The organism is Bacillus sp. 105MF (genome assembly GCF_000374885.1).
In the GTDB taxonomy this organism is placed as follows: Bacteria; Bacillota; Bacilli; order Bacillales; family Bacillaceae_G; genus Bacillus_A; species Bacillus_A pseudomycoides.
In genome coordinates, this window is the sequence record NZ_KB895565.1 from 354,150 (window position 1) to 373,093 (window position 18,944).

At 35.7% G+C, this 18,944-nt stretch carries 18 protein-coding genes and 1 riboswitch; of the genes, 15 read left to right on the forward strand and 3 right to left on the reverse strand.

Annotated features, from left to right (window positions below):
- Positions 1–5: 5 nt before the first annotated feature.
- Positions 6–2,588, reverse strand: a complete 2,583-nt coding sequence (gene mprF / locus C564_RS0101925) for a bifunctional lysylphosphatidylglycerol flippase/synthetase MprF (protein ID WP_003206592.1) — start codon at positions 2,586–2,588, stop codon at positions 6–8.
- Between the two features lie 218 nt (positions 2,589–2,806).
- Here mprF and C564_RS0101930 point away from each other — a divergent pair, with 218 nt between their 5' ends.
- The 14 genes from C564_RS0101930 to C564_RS0101995 all read left to right on the forward strand — a co-directional run bounded on the left by C564_RS0101930 (position 2,807) and on the right by C564_RS0101995 (position 16,528).
- Entirely contained in the window at positions 2,807–3,196 is a 390-nt protein-coding gene (locus tag C564_RS0101930; protein ID WP_018764246.1) for a hypothetical protein, read from the forward strand.
- 23 nt (positions 3,197–3,219) lie between these two features.
- Entirely contained in the window at positions 3,220–3,711 is a 492-nt protein-coding gene (locus C564_RS0101935; protein WP_018764247.1) for a DUF3907 family protein, read from the forward strand.
- Between the two features lie 350 nt (positions 3,712–4,061).
- Entirely contained in the window at positions 4,062–4,976 is a 915-nt protein-coding gene (locus C564_RS0101940; RefSeq protein ID WP_018764248.1) for a superoxide dismutase, read from the forward strand.
- Between the two features lie 109 nt (positions 4,977–5,085).
- Complete coding sequence (locus tag C564_RS0101945; protein ID WP_018764249.1) at positions 5,086–6,207, forward strand: D-alanyl-D-alanine carboxypeptidase family protein; 1,122 nt, start codon at positions 5,086–5,088, stop codon at positions 6,205–6,207.
- The gene (gene spmA, locus C564_RS0101950; RefSeq protein ID WP_016114058.1) at positions 6,200–6,796 is read left to right on the forward strand and encodes a spore maturation protein SpmA; all 597 of its coding nucleotides are present in this window, start codon (positions 6,200–6,202) and stop codon (positions 6,794–6,796) included. The genes C564_RS0101945 and spmA overlap by 8 nt, the downstream gene beginning before the upstream one ends.
- On the forward strand, positions 6,793–7,323 hold the full coding sequence (gene spmB, locus C564_RS0101955) for a spore maturation protein SpmB (RefSeq protein WP_018764250.1): 531 nt from the start codon (positions 6,793–6,795) through the stop codon (positions 7,321–7,323). Before spmA ends, spmB begins: the two co-directional genes overlap by 4 nt.
- A gap of 288 nt (positions 7,324–7,611) precedes the next feature.
- Positions 7,612–8,340, forward strand: coding sequence for a 23S rRNA pseudouridine(2605) synthase RluB (gene rluB / locus C564_RS0101960; protein WP_018764251.1), 729 nt, complete (start codon positions 7,612–7,614; stop codon positions 8,338–8,340).
- A 186-nt stretch (positions 8,341–8,526) separates the two neighbouring features.
- Positions 8,527–9,048, forward strand: coding sequence for a thiol-disulfide oxidoreductase ResA (gene resA, locus C564_RS0101965; RefSeq protein WP_003206580.1), 522 nt, complete (start codon positions 8,527–8,529; stop codon positions 9,046–9,048).
- 149 nt (positions 9,049–9,197) lie between these two features.
- Complete coding sequence (locus C564_RS0101970; protein ID WP_026008429.1) at positions 9,198–10,823, forward strand: cytochrome c biogenesis protein ResB; 1,626 nt, start codon at positions 9,198–9,200, stop codon at positions 10,821–10,823.
- Positions 10,824–10,837: 14 nt separating this feature from the next.
- Complete coding sequence (gene ccsB / locus C564_RS0101975) at positions 10,838–11,995, forward strand: c-type cytochrome biogenesis protein CcsB (RefSeq protein WP_018764253.1); 1,158 nt, start codon at positions 10,838–10,840, stop codon at positions 11,993–11,995.
- 355 nt (positions 11,996–12,350) lie between these two features.
- Positions 12,351–13,067 carry a DNA-binding response regulator ResD gene (resD, locus tag C564_RS0101980; protein WP_026008430.1) on the forward strand — a complete coding sequence of 239 codons (717 nt, stop codon included), beginning with the start codon at positions 12,351–12,353 and terminating at the stop codon, positions 13,065–13,067.
- Complete coding sequence (locus C564_RS0101985) at positions 13,067–14,842, forward strand: ATP-binding protein (protein ID WP_018764254.1); 1,776 nt, start codon at positions 13,067–13,069, stop codon at positions 14,840–14,842. The genes resD and C564_RS0101985 overlap by 1 nt, the downstream gene beginning before the upstream one ends.
- A gap of 415 nt (positions 14,843–15,257) precedes the next feature.
- Positions 15,258–15,830, forward strand: coding sequence for a cob(I)yrinic acid a,c-diamide adenosyltransferase (locus tag C564_RS0101990; protein ID WP_018764255.1), 573 nt, complete (start codon positions 15,258–15,260; stop codon positions 15,828–15,830).
- A gap of 83 nt (positions 15,831–15,913) precedes the next feature.
- Positions 15,914–16,528, forward strand: coding sequence for a peptidoglycan DD-metalloendopeptidase family protein (locus C564_RS0101995; RefSeq protein WP_018764256.1), 615 nt, complete (start codon positions 15,914–15,916; stop codon positions 16,526–16,528).
- A 28-nt stretch (positions 16,529–16,556) separates the two neighbouring features.
- Here C564_RS0101995 and C564_RS0102000 read toward each other — a convergent pair whose 3' ends face one another.
- Positions 16,557–17,240, reverse strand: coding sequence for a hypothetical protein (locus C564_RS0102000; protein WP_018764257.1), 684 nt, complete (start codon positions 17,238–17,240; stop codon positions 16,557–16,559).
- A 257-nt stretch (positions 17,241–17,497) separates the two neighbouring features.
- Positions 17,498–17,635, forward strand: a riboswitch (FMN riboswitch).
- A 163-nt stretch (positions 17,636–17,798) separates the two neighbouring features.
- Between C564_RS0102000 and C564_RS0102010 the strand changes: the two genes are divergently transcribed.
- Positions 17,799–18,377, forward strand: a complete 579-nt coding sequence (locus C564_RS0102010; protein WP_018764259.1) for an ECF transporter S component — start codon at positions 17,799–17,801, stop codon at positions 18,375–18,377.
- A gap of 117 nt (positions 18,378–18,494) precedes the next feature.
- On the opposite strand, the gene C564_RS0102015 is transcribed toward C564_RS0102010, so the two are convergent.
- Positions 18,495–18,743: a ferredoxin gene (locus tag C564_RS0102015; protein WP_003206564.1), complete on the reverse strand. Its 249-nt coding sequence runs from the start codon at positions 18,741–18,743 to the stop codon at positions 18,495–18,497.
- Positions 18,744–18,944: the final 201 nt, after the last annotated feature.

Genomic DNA, 18,944 nt, shown 5'->3' on the forward strand with positions numbered 1-18,944 from the left:
TGATGCTAGCTGCTTTTTCGTTTTCCTATTAATTTTGTTACGGCAAGCATTGTAATTGGCAAGGAATGATTTTTCCGGAATGCTAAATATTTTCCACTCCACGCCGGTTTATATTTTTCTTTAAAATGCCGTAAACCACTAAAACTATATGTATAACGAACGTTATTGAAAATTGCTGCAGCGACGCGCTCAGACCAAAAGGATTGTGTGGATAAACCAACATTAGAGAGCGGGGCCATACCGATGTTAAAGGAATGATAACTGTTTTCTTTTGCCCATTGGAATAAATGAATAAAGATTGCATCCATAATCCCGCCAGGTGCATCTGGATAATAACGCATTAAATCGATAGAAAGTTCACCAGTTTGATAAACAGGCATAAACGTTGTAAATGCAATGATTTTTCCCTCAGCATCAGATAAAGTTGCAATAGGGGCGCGACTTATATACTCACGATCAAAGTATCCAAGAGAAAAGCCTTTTTCTTTTTTTCCCCCAAGCCAAGCGTCTGAAACATTTTTTAATTCTTCATATAACTCGTCTGAAAATGGTGGTTGATGAATGGAAAAGGTATAACCTTCACGTTCAAAACGGTTAAAAGTTGCACGTAATCCAGCACGCTTTTTCCCTGATATAGTAAATGTATTTAAATCAACAACAGCTTCTTCACCAAGTTTAAAGAAGTTATAGCCAAAATCATGGTATAAACTCATCCATTTGCTTTCAATTTGATAGAAAACGCAAATATATCCAAATCGATCCGCTTCAGCTAAAAATTCTTGTAGTACGTTACGGAAAGAAGACGGATCCCCAATTGGATCGCCGAGTACAACAAGTCGTTTTCCTGTTGTTGAAAATAAAAGAAGTGCTTTTCCATCACTACTAAAGAAGAATTGTTTATCTCCTAAAAAACCTAAATGACTTAGTACATTTCCGCCATATTCATCTAAGAAGTTTTGCAGACGTTTATCGTTTGCTGATTGCTCAGGGAATACACTACGATAGCGATTCGCGATAAGAGAACCGATGAGTAAAAAAGTTGGAACAAAGAAAGCAGCTGCAAGTGCACTTCTCTTTACTTGCGTAATATTACGAACGACAAAATCGGGCTTGAAAGCTTCTTTTGCTCCTGCGAATAGGATGCCTAAGTTTTTATACAAGTATAATGTTAGTAGTAAAAATATAAATACTTTTACTACATCGGAAAGCGAAACTGACATTTTTTCACGTACAAATCTTTTGCGAAGCATATATAATACGGCTAGCACAATTAGTAAAATAAAGGTTTCTTCAATATCGATTCCTTTCAGTGTATTAAAAATGGCTGCTCCAATTAAAGAAACAATAGTCATATAGTAGGAACGTTTTGTTCCATAATAAATACCTCTTGATAGAATAAGGAGCAGAATTCCAAATGTTAATGATAAGCTAAAAGAAAATTGAATAAGATGTTTTGGAGCTAAAATGTGTAATGCGTGAGCACGATTTATACTCGTCGGTAAAATGGTCGATAAGATGACCATTAGGCCGGTAAAGACTGTTAAAGCAGCTGATGCCCATGGACCTAGCTTTCCTAAAAAATCACGTTGTAATGTCCAAATGACACCTGTTGTTTCTAAGGCGGGTGCAATAAATGGTTTATCTTCAATCTTTTTTAGGGCAGCTCCGGTCATTTCAAAAGCGGCAAAAATTAACCCGAGACAAAATGGTAAAATATAGTATACGAGGCGGTATAATAACATGGCAGGTAATAATACGCCTGTATCGATACCGTATTGTCCTAATCCAGTTAAAAAGACAAGGTCAAAGGAACCAAGACCACCGGGTACAAGACTAACAACCCCTGCTAATGCTGCAATAACATAAACCCCTAAAAATTTCCGGAAATCGATGTCAATTCCAAATAATATTAAAATAACATACATGACGATGCCGGCAGAAAGCCATTCCACTAATGAAACAAGTGAATATAGAACGGTTGGGTTCTTCTCTTTGATTTCTTCCTGTCCTTCTATGTGTTGCTTTTTTCGATTTTTAATTTTGGAAAATCCAATATATAGCGGTACAAAAAGAGCAAAAAAGATGAGGACAGGCCATAGCCAAGGTTTTTCATGTAAAATAAAACTTGTATCTAGTATTCCTATAAGACCGAGGAATGAGAGAAGGGATAATCCATTTATAAAAGCAGTTGTCATCCAAGCGATGCTTTTGATAAGTTTACCATTCTCTTTTACGTGAGGCCGATATAACATTGTCCGTATACCTGCTCCAACAAGTCCACCAAAACCGATAAATCCATTTAAGGTGTTAGCAATCCAAGAAACACGGAAAATCTTTTGAACAGGTACATCTGCTTTTAAATAGCGGAGCATAACAAAGTCATAAAAGAACATTGTTGAAACAGCAAACGCACCGAGCGTAATAGCTAAAAAGACTCCTCCAGTCGGAATGTTTTTAATTGTTTCAATTGCTTCTCGAAATGAAATACCTGACAATTCTTTTCGAGCTTGAAAGAATACAATTGTCAAGACAACAAATGGGAAAATAATTTTTCCGATTTGTAAGAAACGTTTCCACGAAAACGACATAAATACAACTCTCCTTGCATAAGAAAACTGAGACAATATTCTTATTATGACAAACTTCATGAAAAATAAAAAGGTAAATTGCAGGATATAAAAACTATTTTTTATATAAATATAGAAATGTTATATATTTTTTGCTAAGAATTAATAATAAATTAAAGTTTTGTTTATTCAGAAAAGTGAGTTAAAATAGAACGAAATAAGGAAGAGGGGGAAAGCGGATGGTTATAGTAGGTTACGCAGGCCATGAGCTAGAAAAAGCACAACCTAATACATCAGAAGATTTCTTTAATCGATCCGAAGTAACTTATATTTTGGGTGAACAAGAAAAAACATTTTCTGTATTATATGTCCGTTATTTTGAAGGAATTTTACAAGGAATTACTCCGTTTGAAGGAAATCCAGTTTTTAAAATAGAAGAACAAGACATATATTTACGTGATATCGTTGCTCTAGCTTGTTTTATTAAAAATAAAGAATTTCGTGGGCAAAAGCGTGTATATATTAACAGGATAGAAGATTTTCAAAAAAATTTTGATGATAAAACAGTGGTAAAAGTACAAGACATAATGGCTGAGTTACATAAAAATAAAAAAGTAGAAATAGCGTAAAATGGAAAAGGAGAGAAAAGGATATGTCTAATTCAATGGTTGAAAATCAAACGCATCAAGTTTCTGAATTTTTAGAAGAAGTTATTGATTTAATGACTGATTTTGTTAATTATCATACATTACCTTCTTTATTAGAAGAGTCACCAGAAGGGAATAAACATTATTATGAAGGTTTATTATCATCATTAAGACGACTCCTTGTATTTTGTGAAGAAGGCTTGGATGCGTGCCTTGTTTTATTGAGTAGTCAACCATTTCGAAAAACGGCTGCTGAGAGAACATTATATAAAATCTATCATCAAGTAATTGCTGAATTCTTTTCGCCAAAAAGTGATCAGTGGTATGAAAATAGTCGCTCGGCATATACAGGGAAAAATTCCATTGCTTTTCAACAAATACCGCCTAGCTCAATTGAAAAAGTAATGCAAGAATTAGAAGGAAAGTTTCAAACAATGCGTGAGGAGCTGGAATATTACGAAACGGACTATCAAACAAAGATGTTACACAAGTATTAATAAAACCATTTTCTTTAGGTGTGAGAGAGGATCCGGCCATGGATGGAAGTGGTCAGATCCTTTTTCAGCCCCATGCGAAGTGAGAACAAAAGGAGAAAGTGAGTAGGGGTTCCTTTTTATTTTTATAGCCGCGACTTATATGTTGGGGAATTAAAATGGATGTATATAATAAGATGAGGGAACTACTGTCTTTGATTGTAGGGATGAATAGCTCTAGTATATGTTTTATATAAGTATTAGAGAATACTCAAAGAAGCTAGAGAAAGACTAGCTTCTTTTGCTGTTTTGTACGGTATATAAGATGCGGGCGCTGAATATAGTTAAAGTGGATAGCATAGAGGAGGTGTCGTATGAATCAGCAAGGTGTATTTACGGATTATTTTCATGAAGTAGAAAATTGGTGTGAAAGCGTTCTTCACGTATTAGATAGTCGTGCAACTGAAGTTTATGACGTCCATATGCTTGCTTATAAAATTCAAATGCTATTAGACCGTATGAAAGAAAATGAGTATGAAACAGATGCTGAATTCCTGTATGAGATAAGTGATGATGTGGAACACATCCAGAATCATTTACAAGAAGTATTTATACAAGAAAATGAGCAATATGAGTTATATGAAAGAACGTATACTGAGAGATCTGTTCCAATTGGGGGTCACACGCTTCCTCCGTTACCCTATCCATATAATGCGCTGGAACCATATATTTCTCGAGAGATTATGATGCTACATCATGATAAACATCATCGGAGTTATGTGGAAGGGCTGAATAAAGCAGAAAAAATGATGGAAGAAGCAAGGAAAACAAATAAGTTTGATTTAATCAAGCATTGGGAAAGAGAAGCGGCTTTTCACGGTTCAGGTCATTATTTGCACACGATATTTTGGAATAACATGAAAAAAGATGGAGGGGGAAGTCCAAGAGGTGCATTATCTCGAGAAATCGAGAAAGATTTTGGGGGTTTTTTACGTTTTCAAAAGCATTTTACAGAAGCTGCATCGAAGGTAGAAGGATCTGGCTGGGCTATTCTTGTGTGGGTGCCTCGTTCGGGAAGATTAGAAATTTTACAAAGTACCCTTCATCAATTATTCACACAGTGGGATACGATACCGTTACTTGTGCTTGATGTATGGGAACATGCATATTATTTGCAATACCAAAATCGGAAAGATGAGTACATTAAAAATTGGTGGAATGTTGTGAATTGGTCCGATGTGGAAAAGCGATTTGAAAGTGCGAAACAGCTTGAGTGGACACCGTATTAGACGCATATTTGTGCGTCTTTTTTGCTGGTATAGAAAAGAATATTTCGTTCATATTTTAAGGGGCCAAGCATACACTTGTACAAAAAGTGCCAAAAGGACGTGGGGGAATATGAGACGAACTTGGATTGTAATTGCACTTATTATAATGTGTGCAAGTGTTATACCGATTCATACATATGCACAAATGAATGATGTAAGCGCCCATAATGCCATATTGATGGAAGAACATTCAGGACGTGTGTTATATGGAAAGTTAGAACATGAATCACAAAAAATTGCTAGCATCACGAAAATTATGACTGCCTTACTCGCTGCCGAATCAGGGAAAATGAAAGAAGTTGTACCTATTAGCGATAAGGCTGTTCGAGTAGAGGGGTCGGCAATTTATTTACAACCTGGAAAAAAAGTACCGCTAGAGGATTTAGTTTATGGTTTAATGCTTCGTTCCGGTAATGATGCAGCACAAGCAATTGCTGAAAATGTTGGGGGAAGCATAGAGGGGTTTGTTTATTTGATGAACGAAAAAGCGAAACAAATAGGAATGAAAGATACACATTTTTCAAATCCACATGGTCTAGATGGGGATGGAACGCACTATTCGTCTGCATATGATATGGCACTTTTAACACGTTATGCAATGGGAAATGAAACGTTTCGGAAAATTTTTGGAACAAAAACATATCAATCGAAAATGTGGGATTATCCATGGAAAAACAAGCATAAACTTGTAACTTCTTATTATGAATTTGCAACAGGAGGCAAGACGGGATTTACAAAAAAAGCAGGGCGTACACTTGTTACAACAGCTTCGAAAGATGGATTAGATTTAATTGTAGTGACACTTAATGCGTCTAATGATTGGGACGACCATATGTATTTGTTTGATCAAGGGTTTAAGCAATATGAGTTAACGAAGGTTCTAGGGCAAGGAGCGCTCTCTGGACTGCAGGAAAAGAAGTATACAAATCATGTTTATATAAAAAATGATTTCGCTATACCGCTAACGAAAGATGAGAAGAAACAGGTTATCCTAAAGGTTGAACTTGATAGGAGTGCAAAATTAGTAGATGGAGAGAAAGTCGGTAAGACAATAGTTTATATTAATGAAGAAAAAGTAGGGGAACGTAATTTGTTTTATAGTAAGCGAAAGTTGGTTGCTACAACTGGAGTATATTGGAATGATGTGATAGAAATCTTCTCTCATATGTTAGGTGTTGGAACAGATGGTTAACCTCGTATGGGTGGCGATGGCGGTTATTGGGATTGTATATGCGATGATAAACGGAACGATGGAGGAAGTGAATAAAGCAGTCTTTGAAGGGTCAAAAGATGCAGTAACCATTTGTATTGGGCTGATTAGTGTTTTAGTCTTTTGGCTAGGGTTAATGAAGATTGCTGAAGAAGCGGGCTTATTAAAGAAATTAGTCTCATTTTTTATGCCAGTTGTAAAAAGATTGTTTCCAGAAGTACCAAAGGATCATCCTTCGATGGGATTTATTTTGTCAAATATGATGGCAAACTTTTTTGGGTTAGGAAATGCAGCGACGCCACTTGGTATTAAAGCAATGGAACAACTTAAGGAACTGAATGGAGGAAAGGATTCAGCAAGTCGTTCTATGGTGACATTTTTAGCTTTGAATACATCCGCAATTACATTGATACCGACTACTGTGATTTCAATCCGAATGACGTATGAATCGGCGAATCCGACTGAAATTGTTGGTGTTACGTTTATTGCACAAGTACTATCGATGATTGGGGCTATTTGGATTGACCGCTATTTTTACCGCAGACGGAGTAGAAAGGGGCGGAAAAAGTGAGTATTGTTAATACAATTTCATTATGGGTGATACCTTGTGTGATTGGTTTTATTCTATTATATGGCACGATAAAAAAAGTTCCAACGTACGAATCATTTGTAGAAGGTGGGAAAGAAGGAATCCAAATTGCTATTTCTATTTTACCATTTATGGTGGGGATGCTCGTATCCATTTCTATTTTCAGGGCATCTGGGGCTTTAGATGCCATGATTTCTGTAATGAAGCCAGTGTTGGATATGATTCACGTGCCAGCAGAAATTGTACCACTTGCGCTCATACGCCCCATTTCTGGTTCGGCAGGATTAAGTATTACTACAGATTTAATTGCTACATATGGACCAGATTCATTGATTGGTAGGCTCGCTTCCACAATGCAAGGAAGTACAGATACAACGTTTTATATTTTAACAGTGTACTTTGGAGCTGTTGGTATTCGTAAAATGGGTGATGCTTTAAAGGTAGGGTTGTTTGCAGATTTAATTGGGATTATTTGTTCTATTGTGTTTGTTTCTTTATTGTTTCAGTAATCGGTATTCATTTTTTGAGTTAATTCGCTTATAATACGTATACGACCACTATTAAGGGTAGGCTTAATAGTGGTTTTTTTGTGGAATATTTTTGACAAAATAATGAACTTTTGTTGTGAACAACTATATGAGGGTAAACAATAAAAAAGAATTGAAACCGAATTCGGCCTTTATAAGTTTAGAAACATAGCTATGTTGTTTACGATATGTTAGGCTGGCTGCTATATGTTCTGGCGGTTGCCAACTCCTTCTAATGAAGGTAAGATAAATTTGAGGTGAATAATGGAAATGGAACGATTACAAAAAGTGATTGCGCAAGCAGGAATTGCATCAAGAAGAAAAGCTGAAGAACTTATTCAGCAAGGAAAAGTTAAAGTTAACGGTAAAGTAGTGACTGAGTTAGGAACGAAGGTAACTCCTCAAGATAAAGTAGAAGTAAATAATATCCCTCTTGAAAAAGAAGAACCTATTTATTTCTTACTATATAAACCAACTGGCGTAATTTCGAGCGTATCAGATGACAAAGGAAGAAAAGTTGTTACAGACTTTTTCCCTGAAATCACACAGCGCCTATTCCCAATTGGTCGTTTAGACTATGATACGTCTGGCGTACTTCTTATGACAAACGATGGTGATTTTGCAAACATATTGATGCATCCAAAATATAAAGTTGAGAAAACATATGTTGCAAAAGTAAAAGGCCCATTAACAGGAGAGAAAATTCGCATGCTAGAAAAAGGTGTTGTATTAGAAGATGGAAAGACAGCACCAGCACGTGTGAAAATCCTTTCTTGGGATAAGCGTAAAGAGATGGCAATTGTACAATTAACGATTCATGAAGGACGTAATCGTCAAGTTCGTCGTATGTTTGAAGCGCTTGGCTGTAAAGTAATGAAATTAAAACGTGAACGTTATGCTTTCTTAGAAGTAGGAAGTCTACGCCCTGGTGATGCAAGAGAGTTATCACCTCATGAAGTAAAACAATTACGTGCGCTTGCTTCTACAAAGCCGAGATAAGTGGTAAAGTGAAACTTCCATCCGTGGGGGAGTTTTATCCCCTATGGATGATTAGTTGAACCGACCGTTTTGGTGAGTGATTATGGAGGCATATATATTAAAATAAACAAATGCTTGAAATAAAGGACAAGTTAGTAGTTACAGAAATTTTTTACATATAAATTCATCAAAGAGAGGGGAGAGAGTATGAAGAAGAATCGCTTACTATTTCGCATTCTCATTTTGCTTATTTTAAGCGTGGCAGTAGGATTCACACTTTATCAAGGTTTTTTTGTTGATAAGGAAAAAATGCAAATCGGGAAAAAAGCACCTAACTTTGTTGTTTCAGATTTAGAAGGAAAAAAAATCGAGCTAAATGACCTGAAAGGAAAAGGGATATTTTTGAATTTTTGGGGAACGTGGTGCAAACCGTGTGAAAAAGAGATGCCTTATATGAATGAATTATATCCTAAATATAAAGAAAAAGGCGTTGAAATCATCGCATTAGATGCAGATGAAACGAATATTGCGGTGAAAAATTTTGTGAATCAATATGGATTAAAGTTCCCTGTTGCGATTGATAAAGGGCAAGAAATAATTGGTACATATGGCGTTGGTCCACTGCCAACAACATTTTTAATTGATAAAGAAGGAAATGTAATCGAGAAAATTACTGGTACACAAACAAAGGAACAAATGGAGGAATATTTAAAGAAAATTACTCCTTAGTAAAGAAAGCCTTTACATAACGAATAGTAAAAGAGTTTGATAGATGAAGGTGCTTTGCTTCGTCTTAGTACCTATCTTGAAAATTCTGAGTATTGCGGTAACTCATGTTTGGAAGATACAATGATAAATAGAAACAAGAGGCGGTGAGAATATTGGAACAGATAAAGTGTGAATGTGGACATGTAAATCCAATAGGCACAATTTTTTGTGAAGCTTGCGGGAAACCTTTTGAAAACAAGGAAGATACGAGGTTATTAGATATGCGATATGAGGGGGGTGCCCGGCGCTCTCTTATTCATACGAGAACGATAGTAGATAAAGTTTGGAGTTTTTTTTCTTCCGTAAAGGTGGGGGTATGGCTCATTGTTATCACTCTATTAGCATCAGCAGTTGGAACCATATTTCCGCAAGAAATGTATATACCTCCAGGTGTTACACCAAGTGAATATTATGAACAGGAATATGGTTTTCTTGGACAACTATATTACCAATTGGGTTTTAATAAATTATATAGCTCATGGTGGTATATAATTTTAATTGCGTCGATTGGTGTGTCACTTGTGATATGTAGTTTAGATCGTGTAATTCCGCTTTATAAAGCTTTAAAAAAGCAGGGTGTAAAAAGACACCCAAGTTTTTTAAAGAGACAACGATTGTATGGGACAGGTTCTCCAAAAGAGGGGGATTTAGAACAGATTCAAGCTAATTTAAAGAAAAAAAATTACAATGTAAGAGTCGAAGGCGAAAATATTTTAGCGGAAAAAGGAAGATTTTCTCGCTGGGGTCCATATGTGAATCATATCGGTCTTATCATTTTTCTATTCGGAGCAATGCTACGTTTTCTTCCGAGTATGTATGTGGATGAAGCACTGTGGCTACGTGATGGGGAAACAAAAGAGATCCCAGGAACTGATGGGAAATATTATTTAAAGAATGAAAAGTTTATAAAAGAAGTTTATGACAAGAGTAAAGATGATAAAGTATTTAATGATGCGATTGAGCGTGTAGGCGATAAAATGATCGCTAAAAACTACCAAACAAATGCTGTATTGTATAAAGCTGTAGAAGAAAATATAGCTGGACAAAAACCAAAGTTAGAAAAGGTAAAGGAATCTAAAATTAAAGTGAATGAACCGTTAAAATTTGATCAGTTTGCTCTATATCAACTAGATTTTAAAGAAAATGAATTTGGTAGTATGTCTTTTTCTTTACAGAAAAAAGACAATCAGAAAAAATGGAAACCCATTAAAGTTAACTTAGAAAATCCAAAAGAAACATACGATTTAGGAGATGGGTATTCTATAAAATTATTAAGTTATTTTCCTGATTTTTATTTTGATGAGAATGGTCAGCCCAATACAAAAACAAAGATTCCGAACAACCCAGCTTTCGTTTTTAAAATGTTTACACCAGAGACGCCAGAAGGAGAAGTGAGTTTTGTAGGTATACAACAAAACATAGAACCAGAAGGAAATAATCAATATAAAATGACCTTTGCAGGAGTAGAAATGCGAAATGCAACGGGGCTTATTGTGAGAAAAGATTTGACACTATGGATTCTTGGAATTGGAGGATTTATCTTCATGGTTGGTGTGATTCAAGGGATGTATTGGAATCATCGTCGTATCTGGATACAACGTGTTAAAGATGAATGGTGGATTGCTGGCCATACAAATAAAAACTGGTTTGGCTTGCGGAAAGATATTGAGAAAGTGCTTGAAGGAACAACAATTCCACAACCATACGACAAAGTAAATGATCAAAAAATTAGTTAAGGTGGGGAGAATATATGGTGCAAATCAGCAGTAATTTCTTATTTGCCGCTTTCATCTTCTATTTAATTGCAACACTGTTCTTCGGGGGGGCGATTAAAGAAAAAGGTCGGAAGTGGGCAAATATAGGTATAACCATAACAATTTTAGGATTTGTCGCTCAAACTGTATACTTTGTAACAAGGTGGATCGCTTCAGGGCATGCACCAGTAAGTAATTTCTTTGAGTTTGGTACATTCTTCGGCATGATGCTTGTTGGTGCTTTTATTGTTATGTATTTCATGTATCGTGTAAGCATAGTCGGATTATTCGCTTTACCAGTAGCCCTTTTGTTAATTGCATATGCAAGTATGTTTCCGAGAGAAATTTCACCGCTTATTCCATCGTTGAAAAGTAATTGGCTACATATTCATGTAACAACGGCCGCAGCTGGACAAGCTATTTTAGCAATTAGTTTTATTACAGGTGTCATATATTTGCTTAAAAATGTAGATCAGTCAAAAAGGACGAAACGGACATTTTGGTTAGAAACAGTTGTGTTTACACTCGTTTGCGCTGTCGGATTCATAGCGGTAACAACAGTTTATTCGGCAACGAAATATGAAGCAAAGTTTCAATGGGTGGATAAAAATGAACAAAAAGTCGAGATGAAATATAATCTGCCTGCACTAGTTGGACCCCATGAAGGGAAGTTAATAACAACTGGAAAACTTGAACCGATTGCAGAAATGCCTGCTATAATAAATGCAAAGAAATTAAATACAGTAATTTGGTCACTGCTTGTTGGAACGGGACTATATCTTGTATTAAGATTAATTTTACGAAAAAGAGTATCAGCGGCCCTTCAGCCAGTAGTGAAAAATGTTAACAGTGATTTACTTGATGAAATTGGATATCGATCTATTGCAATTGGATTTCCAGTCTTTACGTTAGGAGCGTTAATTTTTGCGATGATTTGGGCACAAATTGCATGGACGCGCTTTTGGGGGTGGGATCCAAAAGAGGTATGGGCACTCATTACATGGCTCTTTTATGCTGCAGTTTTACATTTACGTCTATCTAAAGGTTGGCATGGTGAGAAGTCGGCATGGCTTGCGGTAATTGGATTTGCCATTATAATGTTTAACTTTATAGCTGTAAACTTAATTATTGCTGGTTTACACTCATATGCGTAAGGTTTTTTCTCTTTTTTAGAGGGGGCATACCGTTCAGTTAAGCGTAATAAAATAGGAAAGTGGTTGTCACTTTCCTATTTTATTTTTGTCAATTTCTTTTCTTTTTTGAGAAAAACATGGCAAAATAAAGGTTGATTTTGTAAAATGATGTCGAGGACTAAATGTCCTGTTCAAAAAAAATACATATTTTTGGAAAAGAAATGAACAAACTTTATTATTCTTGTGAAGTATAATTGTTAAGGTGGAAGTTGGACGCTTTAGAATTATCTATTATGAGATAAAAGTAAAAACAGTATTATATCGTAGAAGGGTAGGTGTGAACCGTTGTCATGTTTTTTTCGGGCAGCGGGAAGCAATGGAAAATGAACCAAGAATTTTAATTGTGGATGATGAAGATCGTATTCGTCGTTTATTAAAAATGTATTTAGAAAGAGAACAATATACAATCGATGAGGCTGACAATGGTGATACAGCCTTAGAAAAAGCATTGCAAAATGACTATGATTTAATCTTATTGGATATCATGATGCCTGGAAAAGATGGAATTGAAGTGTGTAAAGGGATTCGCGAGAAAAAAGCGACACCAATTATTATGCTGACAGCTAAAGGTGAAGAAGTAAACAGGGTGCAAGGATTTGAAGTTGGCTCGGATGATTATATCGTAAAGCCGTTTAGTCCACGTGAAGTAGTCCTTCGTGTAAAAGCGGTCTTGCGACGTTCTGTGACAACAACATTCTTTACACAAGATACAACAACAAAAGATATTATTGTATTCCCGCATTTAACAATTGATAACGATGCGCATCGCGTTACTGCTGATGGTGATGAAGTCAATTTAACACCAAAGGAATATGAATTGTTACTATTTTTAGCAAAGGCTCCTGATAAAGTATTTGATCGTGAGCAATTATTAAAAGAGGTATGGCAATATGAATTCTTTGGAGACCTGCGTACAGTAGATACGCACGTAAAGCGTTTACGTGAAAAATTAAGTAAAAAATCAGCTGATGCAGCGAAGATGATCGTAACTGTATGGGGTGTTGGTTATAAGTTTGAGGTTGTGAACGACTGATGCTTTGGAGAAGTGTAGTAGGAAAGCTATGGATGACCATATTGCTTCTTGTTTCATTTGTTCTTGGCTTTGTTGCCATTTTGCTTTCGCAGTTTTTTGATAATTACTATATTGAAATGAGTGAAAACAGGCTTACAAAAGTAGCGACAAGTGTTTCGGAATTAATTGAAGAAGGTGCAGACGAACAAACGATTGAGAATATCGCGTATAAGTTTGCTGATCCGCTCTCACGGATTATTATTGTGAAGGGGGATCATGAAGTTTCTTCTTCACCGAAACAAGAAGGATTGGTAGATCTTACAATAGAAGATCTGAAAAAGGATAAAGATTTAGCAGCTGTTTTTATAGATAAAAAAGAAAATAAAGAAAAAATAAAAAAAGTGTCTGATGACAAAACGAAGAAGAACTCTGAAAATGATATTATGATTGTTGGCAAGCCGCTGCAATCATCAAGTCATAGTGCGGTGTTTGTGTATCAATCATTGCAAGTTCCGAAACAAGGTATGGAAAAAGCGACAGATTTTATTTTTTTATCAGCGGGAATTGCGATTATTTTAACAACGTTCTTTGCATTTTTCTTATCGACACGAATTACAGCTCCACTTCGTAAAATGCGTGAAGTGGCCTTTGAAGTAGCGCGCGGGAAATTTGATACGAAAGCACCTATGGTTTCGCAAGACGAAATAGGAGAGCTAGCAACGGCGTTAAATCAAATGGGAAAACAATTAAAGTTTAATATTAATGCACTACAGCAAGAAAAAGAACAACTTTCTAGTATCTTAAGCAGTATGGCAGATGGAGTTGTAACGCTGGATCAAGAGTGTGAGGTTGTTGTTATCAATCCGCCGGCGGAGCATTTTTTACAAGTTTGGCAAGAAGAAAAAGAGTTGGAATTAAGTAGGAATTTACCGCCGGAACTTGTTGAGTTGTTTCATCTTGTAGTAGAAAGTGAGCAACAGCAAGTCATTGAAATTAATTTACAAAAGGGTAACTACGTTGTCCTTATGACGCCGCTATATAATCAAACGAAAATTCGCGGTGCTGTGGCGGTGCTTCGTGATATGACAGAAGAGCGTCGCCTTGAAAAAATGCGTCAAGATTTTATTGCGAATGTGTCTCATGAATTGCGCACACCGATGGTTATGCTCCAAGGGTATAGTGAGGCAATCTTGGATGATATTGTTCAAACAAAAGAAGAAATAAATGAATTTGTACAAATTATTTATGATGAGTCAGTTCGTTTAGGTCGCCTTGTGAATGAGCTTTTAGATTTAGCGCGTATGGAAAGTGGTCATGTTGAATTGCATATATCTGAAGTGGATATTCATCCATTTGTTGAGAAGATTGGACGCAAATTTCAAGGGATTGCAAAAGAAAAAAATGTGCGGTTAACAGTTGATTTCCGTAATCCAATTGAGCAACATTCGCTTGATCCAGATCGTATGGAGCAAGTATTAACGAACTTAATTGACAATGCAATCAGGCATACAAATGCAGGTGGTCATGTTGAGCTTATTATTGATACGAAAAATAATGGACTCATGTTTGAAGTGCAAGATTCAGGTGCTGGTATTCCTGAAGAAGACATTCCGTTCTTGTTTGATCGTTTTTATAAAGCTGATAAAGCAAGAACACGTGGGAAAACAGGTGGTACTGGTTTAGGGCTTGCAATTGCTAAAAACATTGTACAAGGGCATAATGGTAAAATTTCTATATCAAGTGTCGTTGGAGAAGGAACAATATTCTCTGTATATTTACCAGGTCAATCAATATAAGTGATATTGTTGTGAGTGAATACTGAAGTTCTAGTATTTTTTATTCTTTTTGAGTTTATAATATTTTCTCAATGGAATGAAGAATATTAGAGCTTTTTGTTTTATTGTACTATTTGTAGATGGTAGTCTCTCTATGAAAGTTGATTGAAAGACAAGAAGCTTAGACTAAGGAAAGAATAAATCCATCTTGATTTGCTGGCATATAACTCACGGCTATGAAAATAAAAGAAGGTCTCCGCTCATTTTCTCCTTCTGTTCTCACATGGCATGGGGCTAAAAGGTACTGACCGTTTCTACGCATGGTCGGATGCTCTCTCCCATCAAAAAAAGAAAGGTTTAAGTCGTTTTTTCAATGTATACTTACATTTGATGGATCGTGTAATGAATAAAAATTAAAAAGAGAGGTGTAGAATATTTGAAACTATATACGAAAACAGGAGATAAAGGACAAACGAGTATTATAGGTGGACGAGTTGATAAAGATCATATTCGTGTAGAAGCATATGGAACAATTGATGAGGCGAATTCTCATATTGGATATGCGATGACTATGCTTCAAGAAGAATGCTTTCAAGACATACATGAGGAGCTTGAAAAGATTCAGCATGAATTGTTTGATTGCGGTGGGGATTTAGCAATTGTGCAGCAAAAATTACCTTATAAAGTAACAGAAGAAATGGTCATATATTTAGAGGGACGAATTGATCACTACATAGAAGAAGCGCCGCCATTAGAGTGTTTTATTTTACCTGGCGGGAGCCCAGCATCTGCGGTGACCCATGTTGCACGTACGGTAACGCGGAGAGCTGAGCGCTATATTGTATCATTAGGAAAGCAAGAGGAAATAAATGAAGTTGTATTACGATATGTCAATCGATTATCTGATTATTTATTCGCGATAGCTAGGGTGATAAATGCTCGCCTTATGGTGAAAGATGTTGAATATAAACGAAGTGCAATTGTTTTTCGTAAAAAGGAAGTGGAGTAATTCACTTTCTTTTTTGTATACTTTTTTCCGTAATATACCACAATAGAGAAAGTGTGGCGGTTATTAAAAAACGGAGGATGTATATGAAAGGCTTAAAAGTCGGGATACTTGTCTTTGGATTGTTTTTTAGTTCTCAATTATATGGTTATGCTGAGGACGGACGATGGACATGGCCGGTAGATGGAAGAATTAGTGACTATTTTGGAACAAGAAATGGAAAACACTATGGTATTGATATAGCTGCTCCAATCGGAACACCGATTGCAGCTATTCGAGGTGGAACGGTGACAAAATCCTATTTTTCAAATAGTTATGGAAATGTAGTGTTTATTAAGCATGGAGAATATGAGGCCGTTTACGCCCATCTAAATAAGAGATATGTATTTCAAGGGAATCATATTACAAGAGGTGAGGTAATTGGTGAAGTGGGAAACACAGGTGAATCACGAGGTGCACATCTGCACTTAGAAGTTCATAAAGGTGCTTGGACATTTGGGAAAAGAAATGCAATGAATCCATTGTTTGTTTTAAATGAAGAAAGGGATCAAGTGGTTTCATCATCGATGTATATTGTGCAAAAAGGGGATACATTGGTCAGTATTGCCCGTAAGTTTGGCATGACTGTTCATGAGATAAAAGTAAAAAATGCATTACAACAAGATCGAATTTATCCAAATCAAAAATTATATATGAATTAAAAAAGGGCTAGTAGGACTAGCTCTTTTTTTACCAAAAAATAAAGACACATATAAATCCAGAAATGGCTAAATAGCTATAATAATAAAAGACCTTTGTCCTTGTTTTTTCCTTCGTTCGAAATAATACAATGGTTGGTTCGATTAGTCCAATTGTAAAGCAAAGTAGACCAAGGAGCATACAGCCGATAGAAAACGAATACAAGGCAACTTGTACTTGAAATGGAATTATCCACTTTAATAAAAATGCAATAAGTGCTGTATAACAAATGCTGCCTATATATTTGTTTAAAGTTGTATTGGAACGAAAACCAGGAAGCTTTTTCAAAAAGGATCGGGAAACAACTTCTGTTTGTAAAGAAGTATGTTCTTTAATTATTTTTTGGGCCTCTTTCCCTTTATGAAAGAGAGAGAGAATCCAATTTCGTTTTCCTTGGAAAACAAATTGTGATGTTGTTAAATAGTGATCAATTTTCACTTTACCCCAACTTTTCCACAGATGACGCTCGTGTAGCTTTAGTTTACTTTCTGTTGTTTTATCATACTGATATACACTAATTCCTTCTTTGTCAAAAGTAGCATAGTATGTTTCTCTTGAAAATGTGCCTAAATCAATTGGACAGTAGAAAAGTAATTCCTTTTTTAAATAAAAGTATTCTTTTCTTAAGTTTTTTTTCATCGTTTCTTGAATAGAGTGTCTTTTTTCTTTCTTCATGACATTTCCTCCGTATTAAGAAAATGCTCTTATCTTAACAATTCAACATCTTATCACTTTTCTGTATGAATGACTAGGGAATTACGCAGGAAAAAGTCAGATTGTAAAAAATATGGATTGTGTTGTCAAATAATTCGATAGCTTTTTTATTGAGTATTAATCTTATATAGAATGATGCTTACTATTCGTAAGTTATAAACATTTTTATTCACAACTGTATGATGTTGTTGTATAATGGTGAAGAAAATAGAATATCGGTCTATCTTCGGGGCAGGGTGAAAATCCCGACCGGCGGTGATGAACAGTTGCTTTTCGTTCTAAGCCCGCGAGCCGTTAAGGCAGGATTTGGTGAGATTCCAAAGCCGACAGTACAGTCTGGATGGGAGAAGATGGAGGTTCAAGCGTTCAAAAAAGATAGCTCTTTGAACGTCTGTTTGATGTGCCTAAAAATTCTCCCTTTGTGTAAACCACAAAGGGTTTTTTCGTATCATGAAAAAATAGGCATAGCAGAACCTTTCCACTTTCCATGAGATGATCGATGGAAAAGGAGAGAGAATGATGAAACAAAAAAACAATGTAGTACAAATGGTGAGTGTAGCGATGCTTAGTAGTATTGCGTATTTGCTTATGATGTTGGATTTTCCATTTCCAGGACTTCCGCCATTTTTAAAAATTGACTTTAGTGATGTGCCAGCTTTAATTGCAGCGATTATTTTTAGTCCGATTGCAGGTGTAGTTGTAGAAGGGATAAAAAATATCCTTCACTATGGGATTCAAGGAAGTTTAACCGGAGTTCCGGTTGGAGAGGTAGCTAATTTCATTGCGGGATGTCTATTTATTGGTCCAGCGGCATTCTTATTTCGTAAGCATCGCACAGTAAAAAGTTTAACAACAGGGTTAATGTTAGGAACGGTTGCAATGTCTATCATTATGAGTGTGTTAAATTATTTCATTATTTTACCAGCGTACACTTGGTTTTTAAATCAGCCTGCTATGTCTAGCAGTGGTATGCGACAAATGATTGTAGCGGCAATTCTACCATTTAATTTAATTAAAGGAATTGTTGTAACAGTTGTGTTTGTAGCGCTGTTTTCACGTTTAAAAGTATGGGTATTTGCAAAAATGAAAAATGCATAGAAATTTTGGCCATCAGAGGAGAGGATATCGCTGATGGCTTTTTAAATTGTAAGTTAGATGAATAACAAAAAATCCCCCTCATAAAATGAGGGGGATTTTTTGAAGTTAATAAAAAGACTATTCGAATTTTAAAGCGTCGCCATCGAATGATTCGTCAGCAACTTTAATTGAGTCAGTTGGACAACCTTCAAATGCGTCCATCATGTCGTCAATTAATACATCTGGAATTTCAACGATACCTTGGTTATCATCTAATGTTACAAATGCAATACCTTCATCATCGTAATCATAAATGTCTGGTGCAGCAGCTCCGCAAGCTCCGCATGCGATGCAAGTGTCTTTATCAACAATTGTATATTTTGCCATATTCTTTTCCCTCCTGATAATATGTATGTGAAAATATTCGCTATAAAAATTATAACCTTATTGTAAAACGGTTTTTCAAACTTTTCAACATAAAATTATAATGATAATGCTTATCAATTAGAGTGTCAACTTATTTTTGATTTATTTCACAAGATTTTCAAAATGCCTAAATGCTGTACAGTTTGATACAATAGAAAATAT